21 protein-coding genes are annotated in these 26,984 nt (G+C 72.6%); 11 read left to right on the top strand and 10 right to left on the bottom strand.

Going from position 1 to position 26,984, the window contains the following annotated elements:
* The first annotated feature begins 4 nt into the window (after positions 1-4).
* A complete protein-coding gene (locus BUE44_RS14500; protein WP_073498135.1) occupies positions 5-1,300 on the top strand; it encodes an enolase C-terminal domain-like protein in 1,296 nt (431 codons plus the stop codon).
* 41 nt (positions 1,301-1,341) lie between these two features.
* Here BUE44_RS14500 and BUE44_RS14495 read toward each other — a convergent pair whose 3' ends face one another.
* Entirely contained in the window at positions 1,342-2,691 is a 1,350-nt protein-coding gene (locus BUE44_RS14495; RefSeq protein WP_079189729.1) for a phosphatase PAP2 family protein, read from the bottom strand.
* A 301-nt stretch (positions 2,692-2,992) separates the two neighbouring features.
* Between BUE44_RS14495 and BUE44_RS14490 the strand changes: the two genes are divergently transcribed.
* Positions 2,993-4,894 carry an alkyl/aryl-sulfatase gene (locus tag BUE44_RS14490; protein WP_073498131.1) on the top strand — a complete coding sequence of 634 codons (1,902 nt, stop codon included), beginning with the start codon at positions 2,993-2,995 and terminating at the stop codon, positions 4,892-4,894.
* A gap of 70 nt (positions 4,895-4,964) precedes the next feature.
* Here the strand turns inward: BUE44_RS14490 and BUE44_RS14485 are convergent, their stop codons facing one another.
* The 3 genes from BUE44_RS14485 to BUE44_RS39770 form a co-directional block, all read right to left on the bottom strand.
* Entirely contained in the window at positions 4,965-7,358 is a 2,394-nt protein-coding gene (locus BUE44_RS14485; RefSeq protein ID WP_073498129.1) for a glycoside hydrolase family 44 protein, read from the bottom strand.
* 169 nt (positions 7,359-7,527) lie between these two features.
* Complete coding sequence (locus BUE44_RS14480; protein WP_200804418.1) at positions 7,528-7,899, bottom strand: hypothetical protein; 372 nt, start codon at positions 7,897-7,899, stop codon at positions 7,528-7,530.
* Positions 7,815-8,048 carry an epoxide hydrolase N-terminal domain-containing protein gene (locus tag BUE44_RS39770; protein ID WP_200804417.1) on the bottom strand — a complete coding sequence of 78 codons (234 nt, stop codon included), beginning with the start codon at positions 8,046-8,048 and terminating at the stop codon, positions 7,815-7,817. Before BUE44_RS39770 ends, BUE44_RS14480 begins: the two co-directional genes overlap by 85 nt.
* A gap of 214 nt (positions 8,049-8,262) precedes the next feature.
* Here BUE44_RS39770 and BUE44_RS14475 point away from each other — a divergent pair, with 214 nt between their 5' ends.
* The 3 genes from BUE44_RS14475 to BUE44_RS14465 all read left to right on the top strand — a co-directional run bounded on the left by BUE44_RS14475 (position 8,263) and on the right by BUE44_RS14465 (position 12,880).
* Positions 8,263-9,567, top strand: a complete 1,305-nt coding sequence (locus BUE44_RS14475) for a S53 family peptidase (RefSeq protein ID WP_407640027.1) — start codon at positions 8,263-8,265, stop codon at positions 9,565-9,567.
* A gap of 196 nt (positions 9,568-9,763) precedes the next feature.
* Positions 9,764-10,912 (top strand): aromatic ring-hydroxylating oxygenase subunit alpha, encoded by a 1,149-nt coding sequence (locus tag BUE44_RS14470; protein ID WP_073498125.1) that lies wholly within the window; start codon positions 9,764-9,766, stop codon positions 10,910-10,912.
* Positions 10,913-11,317: 405 nt separating this feature from the next.
* On the top strand, positions 11,318-12,880 hold the full coding sequence (locus tag BUE44_RS14465; protein WP_073498123.1) for a pectate lyase family protein: 1,563 nt from the start codon (positions 11,318-11,320) through the stop codon (positions 12,878-12,880).
* Between the two features lie 296 nt (positions 12,881-13,176).
* Here BUE44_RS14465 and BUE44_RS14460 read toward each other — a convergent pair whose 3' ends face one another.
* The 3 genes from BUE44_RS14460 to BUE44_RS14450 all read right to left on the bottom strand — a co-directional run bounded on the left by BUE44_RS14460 (position 13,177) and on the right by BUE44_RS14450 (position 15,895).
* Positions 13,177-13,314: a zinc-binding dehydrogenase gene (locus BUE44_RS14460; RefSeq protein WP_235002156.1), complete on the bottom strand. Its 138-nt coding sequence runs from the start codon at positions 13,312-13,314 to the stop codon at positions 13,177-13,179.
* A 173-nt stretch (positions 13,315-13,487) separates the two neighbouring features.
* Positions 13,488-14,321, bottom strand: a complete 834-nt coding sequence (locus BUE44_RS14455) for an alpha/beta fold hydrolase (RefSeq protein ID WP_073498470.1) — start codon at positions 14,319-14,321, stop codon at positions 13,488-13,490.
* A gap of 362 nt (positions 14,322-14,683) precedes the next feature.
* Positions 14,684-15,895 carry a cytochrome P450 gene (locus BUE44_RS14450; protein WP_073498120.1) on the bottom strand — a complete coding sequence of 404 codons (1,212 nt, stop codon included), beginning with the start codon at positions 15,893-15,895 and terminating at the stop codon, positions 14,684-14,686.
* A gap of 589 nt (positions 15,896-16,484) precedes the next feature.
* Here BUE44_RS14450 and BUE44_RS14445 point away from each other — a divergent pair.
* On the top strand, positions 16,485-17,276 hold the full coding sequence (locus tag BUE44_RS14445; RefSeq protein WP_073498118.1) for an AfsR/SARP family transcriptional regulator: 792 nt from the start codon (positions 16,485-16,487) through the stop codon (positions 17,274-17,276).
* A gap of 97 nt (positions 17,277-17,373) precedes the next feature.
* On the opposite strand, the gene BUE44_RS14440 is transcribed toward BUE44_RS14445, so the two are convergent.
* Complete coding sequence (locus tag BUE44_RS14440) at positions 17,374-20,226, bottom strand: helix-turn-helix transcriptional regulator (protein WP_073498116.1); 2,853 nt, start codon at positions 20,224-20,226, stop codon at positions 17,374-17,376.
* A gap of 497 nt (positions 20,227-20,723) precedes the next feature.
* Between BUE44_RS14440 and BUE44_RS14435 the strand changes: the two genes are divergently transcribed.
* Positions 20,724-21,821, top strand: coding sequence for an LLM class flavin-dependent oxidoreductase (locus BUE44_RS14435; RefSeq protein ID WP_073498114.1), 1,098 nt, complete (start codon positions 20,724-20,726; stop codon positions 21,819-21,821).
* On the opposite strand, the gene BUE44_RS14430 is transcribed toward BUE44_RS14435, so the two are convergent.
* Entirely contained in the window at positions 21,796-22,404 is a 609-nt protein-coding gene (locus BUE44_RS14430; RefSeq protein ID WP_073498112.1) for a TetR/AcrR family transcriptional regulator, read from the bottom strand. The two genes, BUE44_RS14435 and BUE44_RS14430, sit on opposite strands and share 26 nt — an antisense overlap.
* 450 nt (positions 22,405-22,854) lie before the next feature.
* Between BUE44_RS14430 and BUE44_RS14425 the strand changes: the two genes are divergently transcribed.
* A complete protein-coding gene (locus BUE44_RS14425) occupies positions 22,855-23,676 on the top strand; it encodes an SAM-dependent methyltransferase (protein WP_073498110.1) in 822 nt (273 codons plus the stop codon).
* A gap of 186 nt (positions 23,677-23,862) precedes the next feature.
* On the opposite strand, the gene BUE44_RS14420 is transcribed toward BUE44_RS14425, so the two are convergent.
* Positions 23,863-24,639 carry an AfsR/SARP family transcriptional regulator gene (locus BUE44_RS14420; protein WP_073498108.1) on the bottom strand — a complete coding sequence of 259 codons (777 nt, stop codon included), beginning with the start codon at positions 24,637-24,639 and terminating at the stop codon, positions 23,863-23,865.
* 315 nt (positions 24,640-24,954) lie between these two features.
* Here BUE44_RS14420 and BUE44_RS14415 point away from each other — a divergent pair, with 315 nt between their 5' ends.
* From BUE44_RS14415 to BUE44_RS14405, 3 genes are all read left to right on the top strand, one after another.
* The gene (locus tag BUE44_RS14415) at positions 24,955-25,182 is read left to right on the top strand and encodes an acyl carrier protein (RefSeq protein WP_073498106.1); all 228 of its coding nucleotides are present in this window, start codon (positions 24,955-24,957) and stop codon (positions 25,180-25,182) included.
* Positions 25,183-25,309: 127 nt separating this feature from the next.
* Complete coding sequence (locus BUE44_RS14410; RefSeq protein WP_073498104.1) at positions 25,310-25,876, top strand: allene oxide cyclase barrel-like domain-containing protein; 567 nt, start codon at positions 25,310-25,312, stop codon at positions 25,874-25,876.
* Positions 25,877-25,881: 5 nt separating this feature from the next.
* Positions 25,882-26,943, top strand: a complete 1,062-nt coding sequence (locus BUE44_RS14405; protein WP_073498468.1) for a 3-oxoacyl-ACP synthase III family protein — start codon at positions 25,882-25,884, stop codon at positions 26,941-26,943.
* Positions 26,944-26,984: the final 41 nt, after the last annotated feature.

Here is a 26,984-nt window from a genome sequence, read left to right as displayed (position 1 = left end):
GACGATGACCGGATCCGGCCCGAACGCCCTGCTCGACAGCGGGGGCGGCCTGCCGCAGGCACTCCCGCCGTGGCACCGCCCGGACGGGCTGCGGGTGACCGCGGTCCGCGCGGTGGTGACCGCGCCCGAGGGGCTGCCGCTGGTCGTGGTCCGCGTCGACACCTCGGAACCCGGGTTGTACGGTCTGGGCTGCGCGACCTTCACCCAGCGCTACGCGGCGGTCGCGGCCGCGGTGGACGAGCACGTCGGTCCGCTGGTCGTCGGACGGAACCCGGCCGACATCGAGGACATCACCCGGCTGGTGCACTACTCGTCCTACTGGCGCGGCGGCCCGGTGCTCGGCAACGCGCTCTCCGGGATCGACCAGGCCCTGTGGGACATCGCGGGCAAGCGGGCCGGTATGCCCGTGTACGAACTGCTCGGCGGCCGCAGCCGGGCCGCCGTCGAGGTCTACTCGCACGCCGCGGGCGCCACCGTGCAGGAGACGCTGGAGCAGGCGGAAGCGCTGCTCGAACAGGGCTACCGGCACGTCCGGCTCCAGGTCGGCGGGCCGGGCCTGGGCACCTACGGCGCTCCCGGCACGCGCGGCGGCTACCCGCGCTCGCCGCACCCGGACGGATGGGACACCGCGCAGTACCTGCGGGCGACGCCCCGGCTGTTCGAGGCGGCCCGGGCACGGCTGGGCGAGGACGTCAGCCTGATGCACGACGTGCACAGCCGGCTCACGCCCAAGCAGGCCGTGGTGCTGGCACGGGCGCTGGAGCCGTACGCCCTGTCGTTCCTGGAGGACGTCATCGCGCCGGAATTCTACGACCTGCTGCCGGAGGTGCGGGCCGCCTCACCGGTGCCGATCGCGGTCGGCGAGCAGATCGGCAACGTCACCGACGCGGTGCGGCTGATCCGGGACGGCGGCATCGACCTGCTGCGCCTGCACACCTCGGCGATCGGCGGCCTGACGCCCACCCGCAAGCTGGTGGCGCTGGCCGAACTGCTCGGCGTGCGGACCGCCTTCCACTCCCCCGGCGACATCTCCCCGGTGGGGGTGGCGGCGAACCTCGCGGTGGACGTGTCCACGCCCGCGTTCGGCTACCAGGAGGCGCACACCTACAACGAGGCGACGCACGAGGTCTTCCCCGGCACCCCGATGGTGCGCGACGGGCACCTGGCTCCCTCGGACGCCCCCGGTTGGGGCGTCGACCTCGACGAGCGGGCAGCCGCGCGGTACGCGCCGGTGAAGTTCCTGCACGAGCGGTGGGCGGCCGGCGTGCGCCACCCCGACGGCGGCCTCGACGCACCCTGACCGGTCCGGCGCCCGCACCCTTCCCTCGTGGGCGGCCCGCCTCAGACCGGTTCGGGCTGCGCCTCCGGCTGCTGGGCCGGCGCGGCGGCCTTCTGCTCCCGCGGTCTCGTGGCGCGCAGGTAACCGTGGATCACCGAGACCAGCGCCAGCACCAGGAGCGGCCCGAACACCCACGGGTGGCCGGCCATCTGCACGGCCAGGTAGCGGTAGGACAGCAGCAGCACGACGAAGACCGCCGCACCGTAGGCGACCTGCTGGATGCCCGAGCGGTCCCAGCCGCGGTCGTAGGCGCGCAGCGCCCCCTCGATCGTCAGCGCGAAGACCGCACCGGCGATGAGGTCCACACCGTAGTGGTAGCCGAATCCGAGCGTCGCGCCGAGCGTGGCGACCAGCCAGAAGGCGCCGGCGTACCGCAGGGCGCGTGGGCCCTTGCGGGAGTGGATGAAGATCGCGGTGGCCCACGCGGTGTGCAGGCTGGGCATGCAGTTGCGCGGGGTGACCGCGTCGAAGTCCATCGGGCGCGGAGTGGCGAGCGCCGGCGGTGTGTCCGGCCAGATGTTCGCCATCGCCCAGTGCCCGCCGTCGGCGCCGTAGGCGAAGACCGGTCCGACGGTGGGGAAGATCATGTAGACGGCCGGGCCGATGAGGCCGATGACCAGGAAGGTGCGCACCAGGTGGTGGCGCGGGAAGCCGCGCTCGACCGCGACATGGCGCAGCTGGTAGAGCGCCACGACGACCGCGCCGACCGCGAGCTGTATGTAGACGTAGTCGAGCAGGTGCGTGCCGACCGGGCCGGTGGCCGCGACGAGGCGCCCGGCCAGCCACGAGGGGTCGCCCAGCGCGTGGTCGGCGGTCGCCGCGTACTGGTCGAGCACCGCGGTGCGGGTCTTCGACGTGATGAGCAGCCAGGTGTCGCCGGTCTTGCGGCCGGTCACCAGCAGCAGGCCGAGACCGACACCTTTCAACAGCAGTTCACGTTCCCGCCCGCTTCGACGGGTGACAGCGATGACCGCACAAGCCAGAATCACCCACAGCGGACCGTTGCCGAAAGTCGGCCCGGCACCGGCCGCCCAACGCACCAGCAGGAATACGGCGTCGATACCGATCGCGGCGGCGAAAGCGACGAGGCGCTGCCGCCAGGTGAGCACCACTGTCATCAGTGCCAAGCTGGCGTACAGCAGGGCTCCCGATTTGGGGGCGAGGATCACCTCTTGCGCCTGTGTGGTGATCGGCCCCGGCAGGTCGTAGTGACGTGCGGCGAACTCCAGCGCGACGAGGAAGACGAGGGCCGCCGCGCCCACAGCGGCCCAGAGTGTCGTCCGTGGCCGACGCCGTGCCGTGGACGTCGTCCCGGAAGGTATTCGCGAAAGTATTCGCGACGGTATAGTCATCAGTTATCTGGTCGATTTGTTCGGTTCTGACTGGCTCGGTCCCCCTTCATGCCGGTACGGCTCGCTATTTCCGGCGAAGGGCGGCGACCCGGGTGATCGCCGTGAGTTCGAACATGTTAACGGAGCCCGCAAACGGATTTTCGCCGGTTCGTATACCGGCCGGAGCCGGCCCGCGACTCCTCCCGGCTCCCCCGGACGGTCCACGCGGGTGGCCCGCGGCACGTCCTTCCCGTAAGTGTGGCGGTGGCCGCCGTCCGCGCGGCGGGCCCGACGTGCGCAGCGTGAGCGTGAGGAGCCGAGCATGGCCGAGTCCACCGAGCCCAAGGCAGCCGAGCCAGGCGTCGCCGCGAGCAACGCGGCGGTGCGCGAGCGCTACTCCTTCGACGACACCCAGGACGCCGCCGACGCCGACCGCGGCTACATCGGTACGGCCGAGGAGACCGAGGTCCGCGGGGCCGACGGCGGGACCGTATGGGCTCTGGACGCCTACCGCTTCCTGGAGCAGGACTGCCCGGACACCGCCAATCCCAGCCTGTGGCGGCAGAGCCGGCTGGCCGCCAAGCACGGGCTGTACGAGGTGGTCGAGGGCATCTACCAGGTCCGCGGCTTCGACCTGTCGAACATGACCCTGGTGGAGGGCGACCGCGGGGTACTGGTGATCGACCCGCTCATCAGCGCCGAGACGGCCGCCGCGGCGCTGGCCCTCTACCGCCGGCACCGGGGCGACCGGCCCGTCACCGCCGTGCTCTACACGCACAGCCACGTCGACCACTTCGGCGGTGTGCGGGGTGTCGTCACCGACCAGGACATCGCCGACGGCGTGCCCGTCTTCGCCCCCGAGGGCTTCCTCGACCACGCCGTGACCGAGAACGTCTACGCCGGGACCGCCATGAACCGCCGTGCCGCCTACATGTACGGCGCCGCGCTGCCGAAGGGCGAGCGCGGCCAGATCGGCGCCGGGCTGGGTCAGACCACCTCGACGGGCACCGCCGGCCTGATCCAGCCGACCCGGGAGGTCACCGCCACCGGGCAGACGGAGACCGTCGACGGCATCCAGATGGTCTTCCAGCTCACCCCGGGCACCGAGGCGCCGGCCGAGCTGAACATCCACTTCCCGAACCGCGGTGCGCTGTGCATGGCGGAGAACGCCACCCACAACCTGCACAATCTGCTGACCCTGCGCGGCGCCCAGGTCCGCAACCCGCACGTGTGGGCCCACTACCTGACCGAGGCGGTCGCGCTGTTCGCCGGCTCGGTCGACGTGGCCTTCGCCTCGCACCACTGGCCGGTGTGGGGCCGCGACCGCGTCCTGGCGTTCCTGACCGAGCAGCGCGACCTGTACGCGTACCTGCACGACCAGACGCTGCGGATGATCAACCAGGGCATGACCCCGCTGGAGATCGCCGAGACCGTCGAGATGCCCCCGGCGCTGGTACGCGCCTGGCACACCCACGGCTATTACGGCTCGGTGAGCCACAACGTCAAGGCGGTCTACCAGCACTACATGGGCTGGTTCGACGGCAATCCCGCCCACCTGTGGGAGCACCCGCCGGCCGAGGCCGCCTCCCGCTACGTCGACTTCATGGGCGGCGCCGACGCCGTCCTGCGGCGGGCCCGCGAGTCCTTCGCGGCCGGCGACTTCCGCTGGGTCGTCCAGGTCGTCAACCACGTCCTGTTCGCCGACCCCGGCAACACCGAGGCACGCGCCCTGCAGGCCGACGCCTTCGAGCAGCTCGGCTACGGCAGCGAGAACGGCACCTGGCGGAACTTCTACCTCACCGGCGCCTACGAGCTGCGCGAGGGCACGGTGGGCACCCCCGCCTCCTCGGTGGCCCCCGACCTGCTGGCGGCCCTGACCCTGGACCAGGTCCTCGACGCCCTCGCCATCCGCGTCGACGGCCCCCGCTGCTGGGACGCCGACCTCACCATCCGCTTCAGCCTGCGCGACGCGGACCCGGTCGCGGTGCGCCTGCACAACGGCGTCCTGGTCCACACCACCGGCACGACACCCGAGGCGACGGACCCCGACGCCGACATCACCCTGGACGAGGCCGATCTGCGGGCCGTGCTGCTGGGCACCGCCAAGCTGCGGGACCTCGCGGCCCGCGGCCGCGCCGAGGTCGCCGGCGACCCCGGCAAGCTCACCGAACTGCTCGGCTACCTCGGCGCGCCCGACCCCGACTTCGCCATCGTCACACCCTGACGGCGCCGCCGGGCCGCGGGGAAGGAGCCGGGTCCGTGACGGCCTCGGCCGTCACGGACCCGGCTCGCGGTCAGGACACGGCGTGCGCGCCGGGCGCGCGGCCCTGGGCCGCGGGGACGGTCCCGGCGGCGGCGCCCGAGGCGGCGCCGCACGGCTTGCCGTTGAGGGTGAAGGCGTGCGGGGCCGGATTGCTACCGGTGTAGGAGCCGTTGAAGCCGATGGTGGTGGACGCGCCGGTGGGCAGTGACGCGTTCCAGCCGGCGTCCTTGACGGTGACCGCGGCGCCGGTCTGGGACCAGGTGCCGTTCCAGCCCTGGGTGACCTTCTGGTTGCCGGCGAAGGAGAAGCCGAGCTGCCAGCCGCTCAGCGGTGCCGCCTTGTTGGTGAGGGTGATGCTGCCACCGAAGCCGCTCCCCCAGTCGGTGGTGACGGAATAGGCGACGGTGCAGCCGGTGGCCGGTCCCGCGGTGGTGGTGACGGTCACCGGGGACGAGGCCGGGGAGCTGCGGCCGGCGGTGTCCTTGGCGACGACGCGGAAGGTGTAGGCGGTGGACGGGCTCAGCCCGGTGACGGTGGTGCTCGTGGCCGGCGCCGCGACGGTCGCGACGGCGGGAGTGGTCGCCGGGTCGCCGGAGTAGACCTGGTAGGACGCCACCGGCGCGGAGCCGGCGGTGGACGCGGCCCAGGTCAGCGTGGCGCGGTCGGAGCCGACGGCGGAGGCGGTCGGGGTGCTGGGCGCGGACGGCGGGTTGGCCGTGGTGGAGCCGGCGGGGATGACGTATTCGGTGATCGAATACGCGGGGAAGGTCGCGCTGAAATGCCCGCCGGACAGCGGCTGGTCGGCCGGGTGCTGAATGGCGGTGGGCGCGTCCTGGCCGTAGCGGTAGACCTGTGCGGCGGCGGGCAGCGTGGTGCCGGAGGTCAGCGAGACCGGGGCGGTCAGGTCGCCGGTGGTCTTGTTGATCACCATGACGGTGGTCGCGTGGTCGCTGCTGCGCTCGGACGCGTAGACCGCGAGCTTGTCCTGGTCGGCGCTGCCGGAGGTGACGGCGGTGTTGCCGAAGGTGCCGCCCGCGCCGTCGTAGTTGAGGAACATGCGGAAGGCGTACGCCCCGGGGTCGGTGGCCTTGGGCGGCGACCACAGGGTGGCCAGGTCGAGCCCCTCGCGGCCGAAGATGCCGAGGACGTCCGCCTGGGCGAGGGCGCCGTCGACGTGGTCGAGCGCGCCCCAGTTGTACTCGGATATGGCGACCTTGGTGCCGGGGTAGTTCTGGTCGACCAGCGAGCGCATCCGGGGGATGAACTGGATGGGCTGGTTGATCCAGCTCTCGTCGACGTACGACGGGTCCCACAGCTGCCGGGTGGAGCGCAGCCGCAGCGCCTGGGTGGCCGCGTCGTTGCTGCCGCCGAGCGCCACGCCCGACTGCTGCGGGTAGATGTGCTCGTCGAAGTAGTCCAGGATGCGGGTGCCGTGGGCCTGCTGGTAGGCCCGCATCTGCTGGAGGTACCAGGTCGCGAAGGGCAGGCCGCCGTGTGCCGCCTGGTCGGGCGGGTTGGACCAGCAGCTGCCGCCCTGCCTGTTGCAGACGTCCTGGTCGAGGCCGGAGTAGGTCAGGGAGTTGAAGCCCCAGCCGACCGGGCCGAGTGTCTGCGCGCCGGGGTCGGCGGCCTTGACGGCGGCCGCGGTGGCGTAGGTGCTGTCGCGCAGCTCGTCATCGCTCGCGCCCGTGGGGTGGACGTCGCGGTGCGTGGAGTGCCACAGGTCGGGCTCGTTGTCGAGGTCGTAGTAGCGCACCCCGCCGTGTCCGGCGGCTCCGTAGGCGCTGTCGAGGTACTGCACCCAGCCCTTGGTGAAGTCGGCGCCGATCGGGACGCTGGTGTCGGTCGGGTCGTTGCCGGTGACCTGGGTGCCGTCGGGCTTGACGCCGTTGCCGCAGTCGGGCCGCCACTGGGAGTCGCTGCCCTGCTGGGGGCCGTAGGTGGCGATGCTGAAGCCGCAGGAGCTGTCGCGCGCCGCGGGGGTCCAGCCGATCATCGGCACGGTCAGCAGGGTGTCGCTGCCGGTGCGCAGGTTCTGGTCGACGAACTTGTCCGCCTCTGAGCCGTCGGGCAGCGCGGCGGGGTCGTTGGCGGAGGCGACGTTCTCGAAATACCAGTCGGAGCCGGTGTTGTGGGTGTCGAGCTTGTAGTTGTATCGGGTGGTGGCGTTGCCGCCCCAGCGGTTCACCGGCAGCCGCAGCTCCTTGGCCAGGGCTTCGTCGGCGAAGTTCATGCCGTAGACGTGGGGGTCGATGGCATGCCGTCCGGTGGTGGTGTCGACGCTGAGCGCCGGGCCCGCGGTGGCGGCCGCGCGGGCGGCCGGCGCGGAGCGCGGCGCCGCGGCCGCCCCGGCGGGGCCGGCCGGCACGGCGGCGACCACCGCGAGGACCAGCGCCGCGAGGGCGCCCTTGGATGCTGTACGCATGGTCTCCTTCTCAACGGCCCCGAGGGGCCCGGTGTGGGGGGAGCCGGCCGCGCACGGGTGCGCGGCCGGGTGGTGAGGGACTGCTGGGTCGCGTGAGCTGACACCCCAGAATATGTGGGAGCGCTCCCACGGCAATAGGTCCGGCAACGCGGTCGTGATGACACCGGGTTCAGCGCGGGCTGGTGAAGAAGGCGGCGATGTCGCCGGCCAGCAGGTCGGGTTCCTCCGCCGCCGCGAGATGGCCACCGCGGGGGAAGACGGTCCAGCGGTGGATCGCGTAGAGCCGTTCGTACCAGGAGCGCGGCGGCCGGCCCTCGGGGACGAACTCGTTGGCGAAGACCGCCATCGCGGTCGGGACGCGTACGGCGTCGGCCGGGCCGATCGGCGTGCCGTGCCGGCGGTTGTCGTAGTAGTCGCGCATCGAGAAGGTGATCGACCCGGAGGCCCACCAGAGCGTCAGCATCGCCAGGAGGGCGTCACGGCCGAAGCGGCCGTCGAGGTCGCCGCCGCTGCCGGACCAGGAGCGCCACTTGTCCAGCACCCAGGCGGCCAGTCCAGGTAGTCCAGGTCGACGCCCTGGCTCCAGGCCTCGCCCGGCGCCGGCTCGGGCCAGCGGGTGCGGCGGAGTCGCTGCCGCAGGTCGTCGAGCACCGCGTCCGGCACCGCCACGGCGTAGGGCTCGATGTGCACCCGCCGATGATAGTGACTGCCGCCCGCCGCCGCCGGTCTGACGCCGCGTACGCTCCCGCGTCCCCGGCCCGTACGCCTCCCGGCCCGCCCGCACCCCGCGTTGGCAAAGCGAGCGTATTGCCTCTGCCAAATCCGCACCTTGGAGCAACTTGACGCGAACGCGTCAGGCTACCTTCATCTCGTCACTCGGCTCACACCATGCAGCCCAGTGGTCATGCGACACGCAAGCCCTCCGCACCACCCCGACAGGAGGCACCAGTTGCGCCCCACTCTCACCACCGCCCCCCTCTCCCTCCGCCGTGCCGGACTGGCGCTCGCCGCCGTCACCGGCCTCGTCCTGTCCGGAGCCGCACTCGCGGCGCCGGCGGCCGACGCGGCCGGCACCACGGCCACGCACAAGCTCACCACCACACGTTCCTGTGCGGTCAGCACCAGGCCCGGCATGATGGCCTGTGCGGCTCTGAAGGTCACCGGCGGCGCGGACACGCTCGCCCACTCCACGCTGCCGAGGTCCGCCGCGGTGAGCCCGGCGGCGGCGCCGTCCGGTTTCGGCCCCGCCGACCTGCACAGCGCCTACGCCCTGCCCAGCACGGGCGGTTCCGGCGCGACCGTCGCCATCGTCGACGCGTACGACGACCCCAACGCCGAGTCGAACCTCGCGACGTACCGGTCGACGTACGGGCTGACCGCCTGCACCACCGCCAACGGATGCTTCAAGAAGGTCGGCCAGAGCGGCACCAGCTCGCTGCCGGCGCCGAACGCGGGCTGGGCGGAGGAGATCTCGCTCGACATCGACATGGCCAGCGCGATCTGCCCGCAGTGCCACATCCTGCTGGTCGAGGCCACCTCGGCGTCCATGGCGAACCTGGGCAAGGCCGTCAACACCGCGGTCTCCCTCGGCGCGAAGTACGTCTCCAACAGCTACGGCGGCAGCGAGTCCTCCTCGGACACCTCCTACGACAGCTCGTACTTCAACCACACCGGCGTCGCCATCACCGTCAGCTCCGGTGACGGCGGCTACGGCGTCGAGTACCCGGCGGCCTCGCGCTATGTCACCGCGGTAGGCGGCACCTCGCTGAAGAAGTCGAGCACCACGCGCGGCTGGACCGAGACGGCGTGGTCCGGCGCGGGCTCCGGCTGCTCCCGCTACGACGCCAAGCCCACCTGGCAGAAGGACACCGGCTGCGCTAAGCGCACGGTCGCGGACGTCTCCGCCGTCGCCGACCCGGCCACCGGTGTCGCGGTCTACGACACCTACGGCGGCGACCCGGGCTGGGAGGTCTTCGGCGGCACCAGCGTCTCCTCGCCGATCATCGCCGCGGTCTACGCCCTCGCGGGCACGCCGTCCGCCGGCTCCTACCCGTCGTCGTTCCCGTACGCCCACACCTCGGCGCTCAACGACGTCACCAGCGGCTCCAACGGCTCGTGCAGCGGCTCGTACCTGTGCACCGCGGGTCCGGGCTACGACGGCCCGACCGGCCTCGGCACCCCCAACGGGGTGACGGCCTTCCAGGGCTGACCGTCCCACCGTCAGCGCACCGGCCCGGGACCGTGGTTCGCCCACGGCCCGGGCCGGTGTGCTGTCGCGCCACCGCGGGCCTCGTCGGGCGCTCCACCCGGCGGCGTCACCCGGGTGCGCCGCTGGGAACGACGGCGGGCCGTTCGCGGGGAAGGCTGGGTCCGGCGGGTGTGGCGCGAGCGTGAGGAGGACAGTGATGACTGATCCGTGGCGGCCGCGGCCGGAGGACGGGTCCGGACAGCTGACCGACCTGCGGCGCGTCGGCATCCACCCGGAGCACTGGTATCCGGTGGCGGAGTCCCGCCGGGTGCGCGCGGGCAAGGTGCTCGCCGCCGAGTTCGCCGGGGAGCGGATCGCGGTCTACCGCACCGCGTCCGGTGCCGTGCACGCGCTGGAGGACCGGTGCGCGCACCGGCAGGTGCCGCTGAGCATGGGTGTCGTCGAAGGGGAGACGCTGCGCTGCTGTTACCACGCCTGGGCCTACCGGGGGAACGGGCACATCAGCCAGATCCCCTACCTGCCCAAGGGGACCAGCCGGCCGCCGCGGGGCGTCCGCGCGTATCCGGTGCGGGAGAAATACGGCCTGGTGTTCGTCTATCCCGGCGCCGCGGACAAGGCCGCCGCCGCGCCGCTCCCCGACCTGCCGGCGTACGGCTCCTCCACGCACCGGACGATGCGCTTCTCCCGCACGGTGGGCTGCCACTACTCCTTCATGCACGAGAACCTGCTCGACATGAACCACCAGTTCCTGCACCGGGGCGTGCTCGGCACCATCCGGCCCGAACTGCTCGGCTACGACGACGGTCCTGACTTCCTCCAGGCGCGCTACCGGTTCACGGCGGGCGGCGGGCGCAAGGACCGCGGCGCCGGGCTGCTGTCGGGCGAGGGGAAGAACGGCCGGGACACCCCGGACGTCCTGACCATCCGTACGCAGTATCCGTACCAGACGCTCCAGTTGGTGCCCGAGGGCGCCACCGTCCCGGCGTTCTCGCTGTGGGCCGCGTACGTGCCGCTGGACGCGGAGCAGCGCACCAGCCGGGTGCACGGGCTGCTGACCATCGCCAAGCCCCGCGTGCCCGGGACGCTCCAGCTGGCGTGGCCGCTGATCCGGCGCTTCACCGAACGGGTCTTCGCCGAGGACCGGGGGGCCGTGGAGGCCGAGCAGCGCGCATGGGACGAGCAGGGCGGCGACTGGAACCAGGAGGTCTTCCCGCTGATCCTGCGCCTGAAGGAGGTGCTGCGCTCCAACGGCGTCCCCCTCGACCCGGCCGCCGCCTCCCGCCGGCCGGCGTGCACCCAGGCCCTGCCCGCCGAGGCCGCGGCCCCGCCCCCGGCGCTGGGCTGACGGTCGACGTCCGCGGCATCGGCGCCGCCCCCGCACTTCTCCCCTGCCGGCCGGTCCCGGCCGCCCGACGCGCCGCGTCGGGCACCGTCCGGCGGAGCGAGACACCGCCCCGATTCCGGCTCCACCGGGCGAGTGCGAATTCCGGGAACGATCAATAGCGGCGGGTGCCGCATGAGGCGGCAGCGCACCATTTCGTCCCGGCACGACTCTTGCCAGTCCCGCAGATGCCATCCTATCCTCGCGGACAGAAAGCGCTTTCCCGATGATCCGGGGATCGTTGTACTCGAAGCGATCTCCGCGGCACCCGATCGGCACCCCGCACAGGAGCAGCCATCGATCCTGCGCCGGAGTTCCGCGGAGCGGCAGCAGCACCCGGCATCCGAAGACGACAAGGGGAAACGAACGATGAGACGAGCAGTCGCACTGCGACTCAGCACGGCGCTGGCCGCGATGGCCCTCGGGGCCGCGACCGGAGCGGTCCTGTTAGTACCCGGGGCGTCGGCGGCGACCAGTGGCGCCACCGGCTACGCGAGCGTGAACGGCGGGACCACCGGCGGTGCGGGCGGCCAGACGGTGCACGCCGGCACGGGGGCCGAGATCAACGCGGCCCTGTGCAACCGGGCCAGCAGCAGCACCCCGATCATCATCCAGGTCGAGGGCACCATCAACCACGGCAACACCGCCAAGGTGTCGGGCAGCAGCTGCAACACCGCCGCCGACGTCATCGATCTCAAGCAGGTCAGCAACGTCACGCTCGTCGGCGTCGGCAGTGGCGCCGTCTTCGACCAGCTGGGCATCCACGTCCGCGAGTCCAGCAACATCATCATCCAGAACGTGACGGTCCAGAACGTCAAGAAGTCCGGTTCCCCCACGTCCAACGGCGGTGACGCGATCGGCATGGAGAGCGACGTCCACAACGTCTGGGTCGACCACGTCAGCCTGCTGGCGTCCGGCGGCGAGGACCAGGGCTACGACAGCCTCATGGACCTGAAGAACAACACCCGGTACGTGACGCTGTCCTACAGCACCCTGCGCAACTCAGGACGCGGCGGCCTGGTCGGCAGCAGCGACACCGACCTCGCGAGCAGCTTCATCACCTACCACCACAACCTGTACCAGAACATCGACTCCCGCACGCCGCTGCTGCGCGGCGGCACCGCGCACATGTACAACAACTACTACGTGAGCCTGAACAAGTCCGGCATCAACTCCCGGGTCGGGGCGCACGCGAAGGTGGACAACAACTACTTCAAGGACTCGCAGGACGTCCTGGGCACCTTCTACACCGACCTGACCGGATACTGGCAGGTCAGCGGCAACATCTACGACAACGTGACGTGGACCGGCGCGGGCAGCGAGAACCACCCCGCCGGGCCGAACCCGCAGTCCAACACGACGGTGAGCATCCCGTACTCCTACAGCCTGGACAACGCGAGCTGCGTGCCGAGCATCGTGACCGCGAGCGCGGGAGCCGACAAGGGGCTGCGGGTCTCGGACGGCAACTGCTCGACGCAGTCGCCGACGCAGTCACCGACCCAGACGCCGACCACGAAGCCGCCGACGACCCCGCCGACCACTCCCCCCACCTCGGCTCCTCCCGGCGGGACCAACCTCAGCCTCGGGGCCGGCGCCGACGGCTCCAGCAAGGCGAGCGGGACGAGTTACGGCAACGCCATCGACGGCAACCTCGGCACCTACTGGTCGCCGAGCGGCACCACCGGCTCCGTCTCGGTCAAGTGGGGCTCCGCCACCACGGTTTCCTCGGTCGTCATCCGCGAGGCCTCGGGAGCCGTGGGCCGCATCGGCTCCTGGCAGGTCGTCAACGGCGACACCGGCGCGGTCCTGACCTCCGGCAGCGGGGCGGGCGCCATCACCGTCCCCCGGACCTCGCTGAAGAAGATCACCTTCCAGATCACCGGAGCGAGCGGCACGCCGCAGGTCGCCGAGTTCGAGACCTACGCCGGCTAGCCCCTCCGGCCGCACCGACCGTCCACCCGTCCGTCCGGTCCAGCGCCCCCGGTCCGGACGGGCGGTCCGGCCCGCCTCCCGGGGCCCCGGACGGATCACTCACTCAGCAAGCGCTTTCTCGCAGCCGCCTTGGCCGGAAAGAGGCGGCCGACGTTTTCACCATTGAATTCCTGCGTCGTTGCACGCGGGGGATATCCGAATTACTCGCGGTAAATGCAGATGGAACCCGGCGAACGTCGCGACCGGCCGCCCCGGCCCGCGGGCGCCGCCCCGGGGCCGGACAGGGCCGGTCCGGGCTACGGGCGGAGCACGATCTTGCCGTGGGTGTGGCCCCGTTCCAACTCGCGGAAGGCGTCCTGCACGCTCTCCAGCGGGTAGGAGCGGGCGATCGGCACCTCCAGCTCGCCGTACTCGTGGAACCGCACTGCCTTCATGGCGTGACCACCGCATCTCGTCGTTCGGACAAGCCTGGACGGCCACGCGCGGGATGTCGCCCATCGAGCGTGCCGACGCCTTCAACAGCTCGGGGACCACGCTGTCTTCCCGAGGACGCCGCCGCCGGCGGGCCGACCGGAACGGCACCGGACCGCATCGCGCCCCCGCGTCCTCACCTCTGCGCGGCGAAGCGCAGCAGAAGGCCGGCGGTGCCGGCCGGATCCTCCAGGATCGGGGTGTGGCCGATGCCTGGCAGCGCGTCGACGCGGGCGCCCGGCAGGGCGCCGTAGTCACCGAAGGACGCGGGGCGCCATCGGGTGTCCTGGTCGCCGAAGATCACCTGGAGCGGGATGCCGAGGGGCGCCAGCCGGTCCGGCACGGGTGACTGTCCCACGTAGGCCAGGGACGCCCGCATAGCAGCGGTGAACGCGTGGTACGACAGGCCGCGGAGCTCGTCGACGAGGTCCTGCGGGATCTCGTAGCCCGCACGGAAGGCGCCGCTCGCGAACTTCCGCAGCTGGTCGTCGCTCGGCGGCCACTGCTCGGGGCCGATCGTGCCCGACTCCCGGGCGAGGAAGGCGTCGAGGCGGGGCCCGGTGTTGATCAGGACGAGACCGGTCACCAGCTCGGGGCGCCGCTCGGCCAGGGCGACGGCCGTGTAGCCGCCGCTGGAGTGGCCGACGACGACAGCCCGTTCCGCGCCGAGCCGCTCCAGCGCCTGGCCGGCCCGTCGCGCCTGCTCGGGGATGCCGTAGTCGCCGTCGACGGGCTTCGCGGACCGCCCGTGGCCGAGCAGGTCGATCCGGATCACCCGGTGGGACCCGGTCAGGAGCGGCACCATCGCGTCCCATGAGCCGGTCGAGGCGGCGGAGCCGTGGATGAGCAGCAGGACCGGCGCGTCGCGGGGGCCGTCCTGGCGTACGTGGACGTCGCCGCCCTCCAAGGGCAGGACCGTCTCCTCGGCGGTCGCGTCGGCCGTGGATGATCGTCCATCAGAAACCGTCATGGAGACCATTATCGGCGCCGGTGCGCGCCCGGCGCAGTCGGTGCGGCGGATCGGCCGCCCGTCGCGCGCGTCGCCGGCCTTCGCGGAGTCGCGCCCCCCGAGCGGTCGCACCGGCACGGCTTCCACGCGCTCTTCACCGGGCACGACGGCGCGTGCCCGGCCCGTCGCGGCGCACACAGCGTCCGCGCGACGGGGCCGGGTCCGGCCGGCGGTCGTCAGCTCACCGGCCGCTCCACGCCGGCCCGTTCACCACCGGTCGCTCCACGCCGGCCCGTTCACCACCGGCCGCTCCACGCCGGCCCGTTCACCACCGGCCGCCGCGCGCGGGTCCGTTCACCACCGGCCCTCGCGCGCGCGTCCGTTCACCACGTCACCGGCAGCGACGTCGGACCGTACACCGCCATCTGGCCGCGGAAGTCCAGTTCCTTGGGCTCCTTGAACAGCCGCAGGTCGGGGAAGCGGTGCAGCAGCGCGGCCAGCGTGACCTGCATCTCGATGCGGGCCAGCGGCTGCCCGAGGCACTGGTGCACCCCGAAGCCGAAGCCGAGGTGCCGGTTGGCGGTGACCGGGCGGGTGACGTCGAGCCGGTCGGGGTCGGGGTAGGCGCTCTCGTCGCGGTTGGCGGCCACCAGGGAGACCAGCACGCCCTCGCCGGACTTGATGGCGACACCGCCCAGCGTCAGGTCCGCCCTGGCGATCCGCGGGAGGCCGGTCTCCAGGATGGTCTGGTGGCGCAGCACCTCCTCGACGGCGCCGGGGATCAGCTCAGGTCGCTCGCGCAGCAGCTCCCACTGGTCGCGGTTCTCCATCAGGGCCAGGACGCCCAGGTCGATGCTGTGCGCGGTGGTCTCGTGGCCGCCGAACATCAGGATCATGGCGACGCCCACCAGGTCGCGCCGGCTGACCCCGGCCGCCTCGTCCTCCTGGGCGACCATCCGGCTGAGCAGGTCGTCGGCGGGTTCCTCGGCCTTGTGCGCCAGCAACTGCTGGAGGTAGCCGAGCATGTCCATCCGCGCGGTGCGCACCTGCTCGGGGGTGGCGGTCTGGTCGGTCATCACCGCGGCGCGGGTCTGGAACAGCTCGGCGTCCTCGTAGGGAATGCCGAGCAGCCGACAGATGACCAGCGAGGCCAGCGGCAGGGTGAGGATCGCGCTGAGGTCGCCGGGCGGGCCCGCCGCCTCCAGGCGGTCCAGCATGTCGGCCACGTCGGACTCGACGAGCGGGCGCAGCGCCTCCATCCGCTTGATGGTGAACTCGGGGGCCAGCAGCCGCCGGAAGACGCTGTGGTCAGGGGGGTCCATTCGCGGGAAGGTCGGCGGCATGTCGCGGATCTCGGTCTGCGCCGCGGACAGGAAGGGGAAGCCGGGTGTGCGGGAGTCGACGCTGAGCCGGTCGTCGCGCAGCGCTTGGCGGGCTTCGGCGTGCCGGGTGACCAGCCACGCCTGGCTGCCGTCGAAGAGGGTCACCCGGCTGACGGGGGCGCGCTCGCGCAACCGGCCCAGGACGGGGGGCGGGTCCAGCGGGTGCCCTTCGGTGCGCGGCGACGGGTAGGGCGGTGCGGCGGTGTCAGACATGGCGGGGGTCTCCGGTTCGACGGGCCGGGCGGCGGGCGGGGGGACGGCTGGATCGCGCGGGTGCCGGGCGCTGTGCGGGGGCGGCGCCGCACAGCCGGCACCCGCTCGGCGCAGGAGGCGCAATCGGGCGATTCGGCCGTCTTCGCAGGAGGCGGGCGCGGGGAGGGGGCGCGTTTCGCGCACAACGGGGAGTGGACATCGCATGAGGGTGCGACCCGGCGCTAAAAGAGGCGTTAAGCCACAGCGTTTTTCACGCCGTTTCGCATCGATCCGCGCCGTACCCCGCTATTACCGGTCGTAACACTCTTACGGCGCCGCCCCGCCACAGCCCTCCCGGGGCCTCCACCAGGCCGTTCCCGTCGGTTTTGTTGCCGCACATTGCCATCGTGTTGCGCCCCTATTGCCGCCTGTGCGACGACCGACACCGCTTCGGCGCTTCTCAGCCGTTTCCGCTGCTTTCCAGCCGCTATCAGCGATGTAGGCACTTCTGACGATGCGGCCCCGTCGTCCCACGGGAAACAGTGGTCACGGCACGAAAGTCCGCCGGGTTCTCTCAGGCACCCGGCGCCGGCGGAAGACGGAGGTGTCCATGCGCTACGAGGTACTCGGTCCGCTCCAGGTCTGGGGGCCGAACGGAAGCTTCTCACCCAGTGCCCCGAAGATGGAGGTGCTGCTGACCGCGCTCCTGATCAGAGCCGGCCGGCTGGTGTCCAAGGAGCAGCTGACGGTGGAGCTGTGGGGCGAGAACCCGCCGCGCCGGGCGGCCGCGTCACTCCATGTGTACGTGTCCCAGCTGCGCAAGTTCCTCAACTCGGTCGCCGACACGGAGGAGGGCGAACCGGCGGCCGCCTGCGCCCTGGTGACCCGGGCGCCCGGCTACCTGCTGCACGTCGGGGAACGCGGCCTGGATCTCAACGACTTCCAGGAAGCGGCGCAGCAGGGCAGGCAGCAGTTGCGGGAGGGCAGGCACGAGGCGGCGGTCACCTCGTTCGAGACGGCGCTGTCGCTCTACCGCGGTCCGCTGATCGAGGGGCTCGGCGAGGGCCCTGCGGTCACCGGCATGGCGACCTGGGTCGAGCAGGAGCGGCTGGAGTGCCTGGAGTTGATGGTCGAGGCGTGCATCGCGCTCGGCAGGCACCGGGAGATGGTCAACCTGCTCACCTCGCTCACCTCGCGGCACCCGCTGCGGGAGACCTTCTACCGGCAGCTGATGCTGGTGCTCTACCGCTCGGAGCGGCGGGCCGAGGCGCTGCAGGTCTACCGGTCGGCGCGGGCGGTCCTGCGCGCCGACCTCGGCCTGGAGCCCGCGCAGCAGCTGCGTGACCTGCACCAGGCGATCCTGTCCTCGGACCGGGCGCTCGACGTGCCGACGGCGGTGTAGGCGGGGGCACTTCAGGCGCGGCGTACCCGCGGCCGACCGCGGGTACGCCGCCGCCGGCGGCCGTACGGTGGTGCCGGCCGCTCCCGCGGCCCTCCCGTCAGGCCACCTGGGCCATGAAGCGGGCCAGCGCGGCGCGCGAGCCCACGTTCAACTTGGCGTAGATCCGGGTCAGATGGACGCCCACCGTGCGCGGGCTGATCTGCAGTTGCACCGCGATGTCCCTGGTCTTCAGCCCCTCGCCGGCCAGCCGGGCTATCTCCCGCTCGCGCTGGGTCAGTTCGCCGAGCGCGGCGGTGCCGCCGGCCAGCACGCCGACACCGTCCCGGCCCAGCTCTCGGCGGCGGCGCCTGGCCTCCTCGCACATCGCCACCACGCCGTGCCGCCGGCCCAGCCGCTCGGCATTGTCCAGCATCCGCAGTGCCCGCGGCCCCTGGCCCGTACGGGCGGCGTGCGGGGCGGCGGCGAGCAGCGCCCGCATCTGCTCGCAGACCATGCCCGCCTCGGCGAAAAGCTCGAAGGCCGTCTCGTAGTCGCGCAGAGCCTCGGCGGGCAGGTCGGCGCGAGCGTGGCCGGAGGCCATCAGCGCGTACGCCCGCTCGGCGGGCAGGTCGGCGGCGACCGCCGCGGCCCGCTCCGCCCACTCCTCGCTGCAGTCGACGCCGTGCACGGCCGCCGCGGCGAAGACCTCGTACGCGTGCGCCGCCATGCACGGGATCATGGTCGGCAGGGTGGCCCCGCCACCGCCCGCGAGCACCAGGTCCTGCGCGACCGCCAGGTCGCCCTTGACCGCCGCCGCGTCGGCCAGCAGCAGGGCGATCAGCGGGCGCCACCACACTTCGGGGCTGCACAGGTCGTCGATCTCGGAGGTGATGCCGCCGACGTCGGGGATGCGCAGTAACGCGCCGGAGGCAGCGCTCAGCACGCGGGCCAGGCCGGCGTGCTCGGCGGCGCCGGTCGCGGCGGCCACGCTCTGCGCCTCGCCGGCGAGTTCATGCGCCGACGCGACACCGCCGAGACGGCAGCGCACCAGGGCGAGACCGGTGAGCAGGATCGGCAGCAGGTGGACATCGTTGGCACCGCGCGCGGCGGCGACGGCCCGCTCCAGATGGCCGGCGGCCGCGCTGTGCCGCCCGATCAGCGCCTCTCCCCAGCCGAGGACGCCGAGCCGCTCGGGACCCAGGCCCAGGCCCTCGTCCTGCGTGGCGTCCACGGCCCGGGCGCACTCCGACAAGGTGGCCGCGGCGCGCACCCGGTCGCCGCCGGACAGCGCCTCGACCAGGCCGCGCAGCGCCAGCGCGCCGCCGTGGGCGCGCGGGTCGGCCGCGGCGCCGCGCAGCACCGCGTCCAACTCGCCGGGCAGCAGGGTCAGTCCCCGCAGCGCCCGGGCCAGGGCGTGCTGAATGCCGAGCAGCGCGTCGGTCGGCGAGCCGCCGTCCAGGCCGCGCAGCCGGTGCACCTCGCCGGTGACCAGCGACCTGGCCTCCTCGGGGTTGCCCAGCAGGGTCTCGACGGTGGCGAACCAGGCGACGGCCGCCGCGCGTTCGCCGTGCGCGTCGGCGGGTACGGTGAGCAGCGTCTCGCGCCGCACCTCCCGCACCGACGCCAGCCGGCCCTCGGCGGCCAGTGCCCGCGCGACCGGCAACCGTATTCGCTCGGCCACGTCGCCGGACCCGCCCCGCCGGGAAAGCCGCATCGCCATCGCCAGCCAGCGGCCGGCGTCCCGCACCCGCTCGCGGTGCAGCGCCTCCTCGGCGGCCGCGGCGAGGATGACGGCGTCCGCGGGCTTCATCTCGCTACCGGCGCCCTCGACGTGCCTGACCAGTTCGAGCGGCGGTTCGCCGCGCCGGCTCAGGCAGTCCAGCGCCCTGCGGTGGGCGACGCTGCGCTCGCAGGCGTCCATCGTCTCGTAGACGCACTGGCGCAGCAGCGGGTGGCGGAAGACCAGCGTGCCGTCCTCGGCGGTGCGGATCAGGTCGTGCTGGACGAGGGCGGTGACGCTGTCGCAGGTCAGACCGAAGGGGATGCCGGCGGCCTGCGCGACGGTGTCGGTGACGAAGTGGTCGCCCAGGACGGCCGCCGCGGCCAGCACCTCGCGGTCGCGGTCGGCCAGTTGCTCGGTCTCGGCCAGCAGCCGGGCGCTGATCCGCTGCCAGGCGGGCGCCTCGGACACCGAGGTCTCGGCGGCGGCCAGCGCGGTCAGGTACAGGGGTATCCCCTCGCTGCGGCGGTGCAGTTCGCGCAACTCGGGTGCGCGCAGGGGGATGTCGAGCAGCGTGGCGCTCTGCGGCAGTGACAGCGCGTCCAGTTCGACCTTCCGCAGCGCTCCGGTCTCGGCGCCGCGCTCCAGCAGCGCGTGCATCCGCAGCGGGCTCTGCCGGGGGCGGTGCGCGAGGACCACCGCGAGCGGCTCCTCCACCGGCCAGTCCAGCAGGGTCTCCACCAGGTCGAGGGAACCCTGGTCGGCGCTGTGGAAGTCGTCGAGCAGCAGCAGGACGCCGCGGTGGGCCTCGGTCGCGAGCACCTCGGCCAGCATCCGGCGCATTCCGGCGTAGAAGCGACAGCGGTCGCCGCCGTACTTCGACCAGTTGGCGCCCTGGACGTCCGCGCCGTAGCCCTCGGTGAGGCGGGCGACCAGCCGGGCGGCCGAGGGGTGCAGCACGACCGGCTTGGTGCCGCGCCAGCCGCCGAGGGCCTCGATGAAGGCCTGGTAGGGCATGTCGGCGGCGTTCGTACCGCCGCAGCCGGCCCGCAGGACGACCAGTCCGCGCCGCTTGGCCTCCTCGCTCAGCGCCGTCAGCAGCCGGGTCTTGCCCGTTCCGGGATCGCCGGTAATCGCCGAGACCGAGCCTCTGCCGTCCGCCAACTCCTGGAGGATTCCGGTCAGTCTGTGATATTCGCTGCTGCGGACCATACGGCCGTGGCTCGACTCACCAGGGATGGTGGAGAGCATTTTCAAATCCTCCGATGCGACGTCGACGGTCGGCTCACAGAGTGATCATTCGGCAGGTTGTCTTATGTTCTCAAAACCCTATGAAGGATAACACTGCCCATCGTCGGCGTTCAGGACGTCCAATTCCTGACCGGCTTTCAGCCGCTGCCCCGCGCGGGCGCGATATGCCGGAGCGGGACGGGCCGACGGTCTGCTGCCCCATCCGGAACAGCGGACTCCGGAAGGCTCACAGAGATCGCCGCCGTACCCATGGATGGACGTCAGCAGCAGACTCGCCTCCTCCCCGTATGGAGTCGCCGCGGTACCGCCAGGTCGGGACCGTCCGCGGCTTTTACACCGCTTTGCGGGCCGGCTCCGCCTGGCGTACCAGCAACACTGCCCAAAGTCGGACGGGTAAACGCCCCGATTGCGTTAACGGGGACTGTCCCCGTATTGTACGCCCCGGTGCCGCCGCCTCTGGCACCGCCCCCGCTCCGCACCCGTGGAGGACCGACCGCATGAACGCCCGCCCCGCCCCGCGCCTGTCCGTCCTGGACGTCTCCCCCGTCTTCGTGGGCTCCTCACCGGCCCGCGCGCTGCGCGAGACCGTCGAACTGGCCCGGCACGTCGACGCGTTGGGATACCACCGGTTCTGGGTGGCGGAGCACCACGGCATCGACAACATCGCCAGCTGCTCGCCCCCGGTGCTGATCGGGCAGATCGCCGCCGCGACCTCCCGGCTGCGCGTCGGCTCCGGCGGGGTGATGCTGGCCAACCACAGCCCGCTGATCGTCGCCGAGCAGTTCGGCACCCTGGAGGCGCTGCACCCGGGCCGTATCGACCTGGGGCTCGGCCGCGCGCCGGGAGCCGACAGGATCACCGCGCACGCGCTGCGCAGGACCGCGGACGCCGACGACTTCACCGGGCGGCTGGGCGAGCTGCTCAGCTACTTCGGCCCCTCGCAGGCGGGCCCGGACGCCGCCGACGACGAGGAGGCCGGCGCGCAGCCGCCGGTGCGGGCACTGCCGGCCCTCGGCGCCGACCCCGAGGTGTGGCTGCTGGGCTCCAGCGGCTACAGCGCCGAGCTGGCCGGGCTGCTCGGGCTGCCGTTCGCCTTCGCCCAGCACTTCTCCCCCGCACTCGCGGGCCCGGCCGTGCAGCTCTACCGCGAGCGCTTCCGCCCGTCGGCCGTACTGGAACGCCCCTACGTGGCGGTCTCCTCGATGGTGGTGGCCGCGGACACCGACGAGGAGGCGCGGTGGCTGGCGGGGCCGATGATGCTCACCTCGCTGCTGCAGCGCACCCGCGGCATCAGCGACCTGCACGCGACGCCGGAGCAGGCCGCGCGGTTCGCCTACTCGCGCGACGAGGCCGACTTCATCGAGGACCGGCTCGCCTCCCACCTGGTCGGCGGCCCGCAGACCGTACACGACAAGGCGCAGGAGGTGCTGGCGGCGACCGGCGCCGACGAGCTGATGGCGCTGACGATGGTGCACGACCTGGACACCCGGGTCCGCTCCTACCGCATCCTGGCCGACGTGCTCATGCCGGAAAAGGCAGCCGGGGCCGGCGATACGGACACCGGCGCGGTCAGCGGGTCCGCAGCCCGTCGATGACCAGCGACATCATCTGGTCGGCCTGATCGAACCCGCCGCTCTGCTCCGAGGCGATGGTGATCGCGTTGACCAGCCGCAGCAGGGTCAGGGCGTCCAGGTCGGGGCGGATCGCACCGGTGCCCTGGGCCCTGCTGAGCAGGAACTCGGCGGCCGAGGTGATGGTGTCCCGGCACCAGGAGCCCAGCTCGGCGCCCTGGTCGCGCAGCACCAGCACGAACAGGCCCTTCAGTCCGTTGTGCGCGCTGCTGCGCGACATCGAGGCCCGCAGCCAGCCGGTGAGGGCGTCGACCGCCTCCTGGGCGCCGTCGCCCTGCTCCGGCGCCGAGGTGTAGGCCAGGTCGCGCAGCTGGGAGATCTCGTCCCGGTAGACCGCCTCCAGGAGCGTCTCCCGGTTCGGGAAGTGCCGGTAGAGGGTGGCATTGCCGACACCGGCGCGCTTGGCGATGTCGTCGAGCGAGGCGTCCGCGCCGTGCTCGGCGAAGGCCAGCCCGGCCTCGGCCAGGAGCCGCTCGTAGTTGCGGCGCGCGTCCGCCCGCATCGGTCGCGGGGTCGCGGGCCCCGCGGTGCCGGTGGTGGGCGTCATGTGCACTTCCCCTGCTGCGTGGCTCCGGAACGGGCCGGAGGGCTGGAAAGGCCCCGCCGGGGCCGGCGATCCCGCCGGTTCGGCGCTGCCCCCATGATAGACGGACCGGGCCCGTAGAGGCTTCTCAGCTTGGGCCTTGAGTAAACGGGGGCAGTCCCTGTATCGTCATGAGCCCCGCCGCCGATGCGGTGCGTCCGGGCGAAGACGCCCGGCGCCGCACCCGGCGCCCGGCCCGGCCGTCTCGCGACGCGTCCGCGCCGCGAGAACCCGACCACCATGCCGCTGGACGCGGCGCGGCGCCGAACGGCTCGGCGCTCTGCCGCACGACCGACAACCGTCGCTATTCCCGTTGTGCCGTTCCGGCGCGGGTATTCTCCCGCCACGCCGTTTCCCCACACCTTTTCCACCCCTTCATGCCCTCTTCCCCGTTCCCTTCCCGGAGGATTGAGAATGCGTTCAGGTCTGGCACGTACCGCGATCGAAGTCGCACAGGTTCGGGCGAAGGAATCCGCCCGCGAGGACCGGCTATTCGATGACCAGTTCGCCGGGATTTTCCTGCGGACCGCGCTCGGCGACGAGCCGGAGGCAGAAGAGCAGACGCCGGAACTGGCGGCGTGGAAGGCGGTCATCGAGTTCAACGTGGTCATCAGGACCCGTTTCTTCGACGACTACCTCACCGAGTCCGCGGCGGCCGGCTGCCGGCAGGTGGTCATACTCGGCGCGGGCCTGGACGTGCGGGCCTACCGGTTGGAGTGGCCGCCGGAGACGCGGGTGTTCGAGGTGGACCTCGCCGAGGTGCTGGAGTTCAAGCAGGAGGTGCTCGACGCCGAGGGCGCCAAGCCGGGCTGCATACGCGTCCCGGTCCCCGCCGACCTGCGCGAGTCCTGGCAGGACGACCTCAAGGCCGCCGGGTACGACCCCACGGTGCGCACCGCGTGGCTGGTCGAGGGGCTGCTGATCTACCTGACGGCGCAGGAGGCGGCGGCGCTGCTGGAGACGATCGGCGCGCTGTCGCCGGCCGGCAGCCGTATCACCTTCGAGCACGCCAACACCGGCCGCGCCTCGGCCGCCACCGAGGCCAAGGCGGTGCCGGCGCTGGCCAAGCTCAACGAGCTGGTCAAGGGTGGCCTCGGCGACCAGACCCTGGAGTGGCTGGCCGAGCACGGCTGGGACCCCGCGCTGCACGACCGCGCCGAGGCCGCCGCCGGCTACGGCCGCCCGGTGACCGGCCGCCCGAACGGCGGGCTGGCCACGGCGGTTAGGACCGCGTAGCCGCGCTCCCCCGCGGCGCCCCGGTGGCGCACCGCACGCGGAACGGGCCGGACGGTGTTCGCACCGTCCGGCCCGTTCCGTCGGCCCCTGCCCCGTCACTCCGCTTGGCGCCCGCCGGGACGTTCCGGTTCGGCGGCCGCCCGCTGTTCCGGTTGGCGGCCGCCGGGGCGTTCCGGTTGCCGCCGCTCAGGCGACGGGCGCCAGCGGCTGGTCGGCGTCGCGGACGGTGGCGTACAACTCCCGCAGGCCGCGGCCGGGTTCGAGGCCCAGCTCGCGGTCGATGGTGCGGCTGACCTCGCGGTAGGTGGTCAGCGCCTCGGAGGAGCGGCCGGCCAGGTGCAGCGCCAGCATCAGCTGCCGGGCGAAGCCCTCCCGCAGCGGGTGCTCGGCGGTGAGGGTCCGCAGCGGCGCGATCAGCCGGTCGTAGCGGCCCAGCGCCAGCTCCTGCTCGATCCGCAGCTCCTCGCACTCCAGCCGGGCCTCCTGCGCCCAGCGGACGAACTCCTCGACGATCGGGCCGCCGGCGAGGCCGTCCAGTGCCGGGCCGCGCCACAGCGACAGCGCCCGGGCGAAGCTGCGGGAGGCCGCCTCGTGGCGCCCCGCGGCCGCCTGCGCCCGCCCGTCGGCGGCCAGCGCGCGGAAGTCCGCCACGTCCAGCTCGCCCGGGTCGACTCGCAGTACGTACCCGGCCGGGCGGGTGGTCAGCCGCTCCTCGTCCGGCTCGGCCGCTCCCGACCAGGCCGCCAGCGACTTGCGCACCTGGTACACGTACACGTGCACCGCGGCGGTGAAGCGGCGGGGCGGGAGATCGCCCCATATCTCGTCGGCCAGTTGGCTGGTCGACGTCACCTGGCCGGCTCTGATGAGCAGCACCGAGAGCAGCGTCTCGACCTTCGGCGCGCTGACCGACTCCGGTCCTTCCCTGGTGACGGCGCGCAGACTGCCCAGCATCTCGAATCTCATGGCGCACTCCTGACTTTCCAGGGCACACAAAGAGCCGGCGGGTCCCCCGCTTCGGCTTACCCGCGCCCCGCGAACGGTGGTCTGGTGCGGAGCGAGACCCGCCGGCCGCGCCCCGCTCCACCCGGCCACGATCGCAGACCCCCGGCAGGGCCACATCCGAGAAAGTACCTACGTCCGTTCGGGACACGTACGGGCGTTCCGGAACGCCGCCTCCCGGAAGCCGCCGCGGGCAGGGGCTTCAGCACCGCCCAAGCCGGGGCGCCGAAGCTGCCGTCGGCCCATGCCCACGGCTCCGGCACCTGGAGGACGCGTCCCATGAACGACATCGACGACTTCGTCACGCTGCTACGTGACGAGATCGGCCTGCCGGTCACCGCCGAGCACGCCGCCCTGCACCTGGACCAGGTGCCCGGCTGGGACTCGGTCCACCTGCTGTCGCTGCTCGCGGTGCTGGAGCGCGAGACCGGCCGGCGCATCCCGCTGCCCGCGGTCCTGGAGGCCCCGACGCTGGGCCACATCTACACGCTGGCCGTCGACGGCTGACCGCCTCGGGCCGGCGCTTTAGGTCTGCCCAAGCCGCCGCTTCGACCATGGACCCGCCCGGCCACACACCCGGCTCCCGCCCGACTACCGACCGCCGGACTCGAACCGGCCCGTCCTAAGGATGCCCATGAGGCTCTGGTCAGCCAGTCGTCGTACGAACATCGTCCTGGCCACGGCACTGCTCGGCTGCTCGGTCGCGGTGGTGTCCGAGTCGTCCGCCGCGAGCGCGGCGGTCGGCCTGAACGGCCACCACTCGTCGTGCGTGAACGTGCGGGGAGTCCTGGAGCAGACCGTGAAGTACGACACGGTGGGCTCGGACGCCGCCGGCACCCCGCCGATGCAGAAGGTCGGCGACACCGCCGTCTACACCGACACCATCTTCGGCGCCGACGGCTCGGTGGTCGGCAAGGCACTGGGATACGTCACGATCGTGGCGATCCGGCCCTCCGACGGGCACCTGCTGACGGACTACCACGAGACCGTGCAGCTGCCGCAGGGCACCCTCAGCGACAGCGCGAGGCGGCTCGACCGCAACGGGATGATCGCCGGCGAGTGGCTGAACTTCGCGGCGACCGGCACCAGCGGGGACTTCGCCGGCAAGGTCGGCTACCGGCGCTGGCGCCTGCTGCCCCCGCTGTCCAACCCGCCGGTGCCCACGGAGAAGGCACAGGTCGAGATCACGTTGTGCGGCTGACGGCGATGGCCGCGCTGAGTGAGAACACGGGTGCGCCGGGCGCCGGCGCCGTCCACATCCGGTCGGTGGGCACCGCGTTGCCCGGCCCGGCCGTCGACAACGCCACTCTCGGGCAGCGGCTGCGGATGCCGGGCCAGTGGGAGGAGTGGGTGGACACCTTCATCGGCACCAGGACCCGCCACCTGGCGATCGACCTGGACAGCGGCAAGCCCGCCGCCACCCTGGCCGACCTGTGCGAGACCGCGGGCCGCCGGGCGCTGGACCGGGCCGGCCTGGCGCCGGAGCAGGTCGACCTGGTCGTGATGGGCACCGCGTCCCCCGACGACCTGATGCCCGCCACCGTCAACGTGGTGGCCGACCGGCTGCGGATCAACGGCGTGCCCAGCTACCAGCTGCAGTCCGGCTGCACCGGCGCCTTCCAGGCGATGCACGTGGCCCAGCAGCTGCTGTCGACCGGTGCGTACCGCAACGCGCTCGTGCTGGGCGGCGACGTGACCGCCCGCTTCTACGACTTCGACGTCGACTTCGCCACGCTGCCGCCCGAACACCTCGTGCACTACGTGCTGTTCGGCGACGGGGCGGGCGCGATGGTGCTCGACACGCAGCCGGTGCCCGGATCGCTGGCCGTGCGCCGGCTGTTCACCCAGCTGACCGGGCTGGACCGGGCGCCGGGGCAGATCGTGCACTGGTTCGGTCCCTCCGACCGCGACTCGACGCGGCCGCCGGCCGAGGAGGACTACAAGGCGATCGAGGAGTCGGTGCCGGTGATGGCCGCCGAGATCCTCGACGACCTGCTGGACGAGACCGGCTGGGACCGCGACGAGGTCGACTTCCTGCTGCCGCCGCAGCTGTCGGGGCGGATGACGACCAAGATCGTCGACCTGCTGGCGCTGCCGTCGGCGACGGAGGTCTCCTGCGTCCGGGACGTCGGCAACAACGGCAACGCCACCCCGTTCTTCCAGCTCGAACAGCTGCTGGCGCAGGCCACCCCGGGCAGCCGGGCGGTGGGCGTGTCGGTGGAGTCCAGCAAGTGGATCAAGGCCGGCTTCGCGGTCGAGACGGTCTGAGACGAAGGGATACACCCACGATGCAGGTCCGTGCGACCGGG

This window comes from Actinacidiphila paucisporea (genome assembly GCF_900142575.1).
GTDB lineage: Bacteria > Actinomycetota > Actinomycetes > Streptomycetales > Streptomycetaceae > Actinacidiphila > Actinacidiphila paucisporea.
This window is presented reverse-complemented; position numbering and strand designations above follow the sequence as displayed.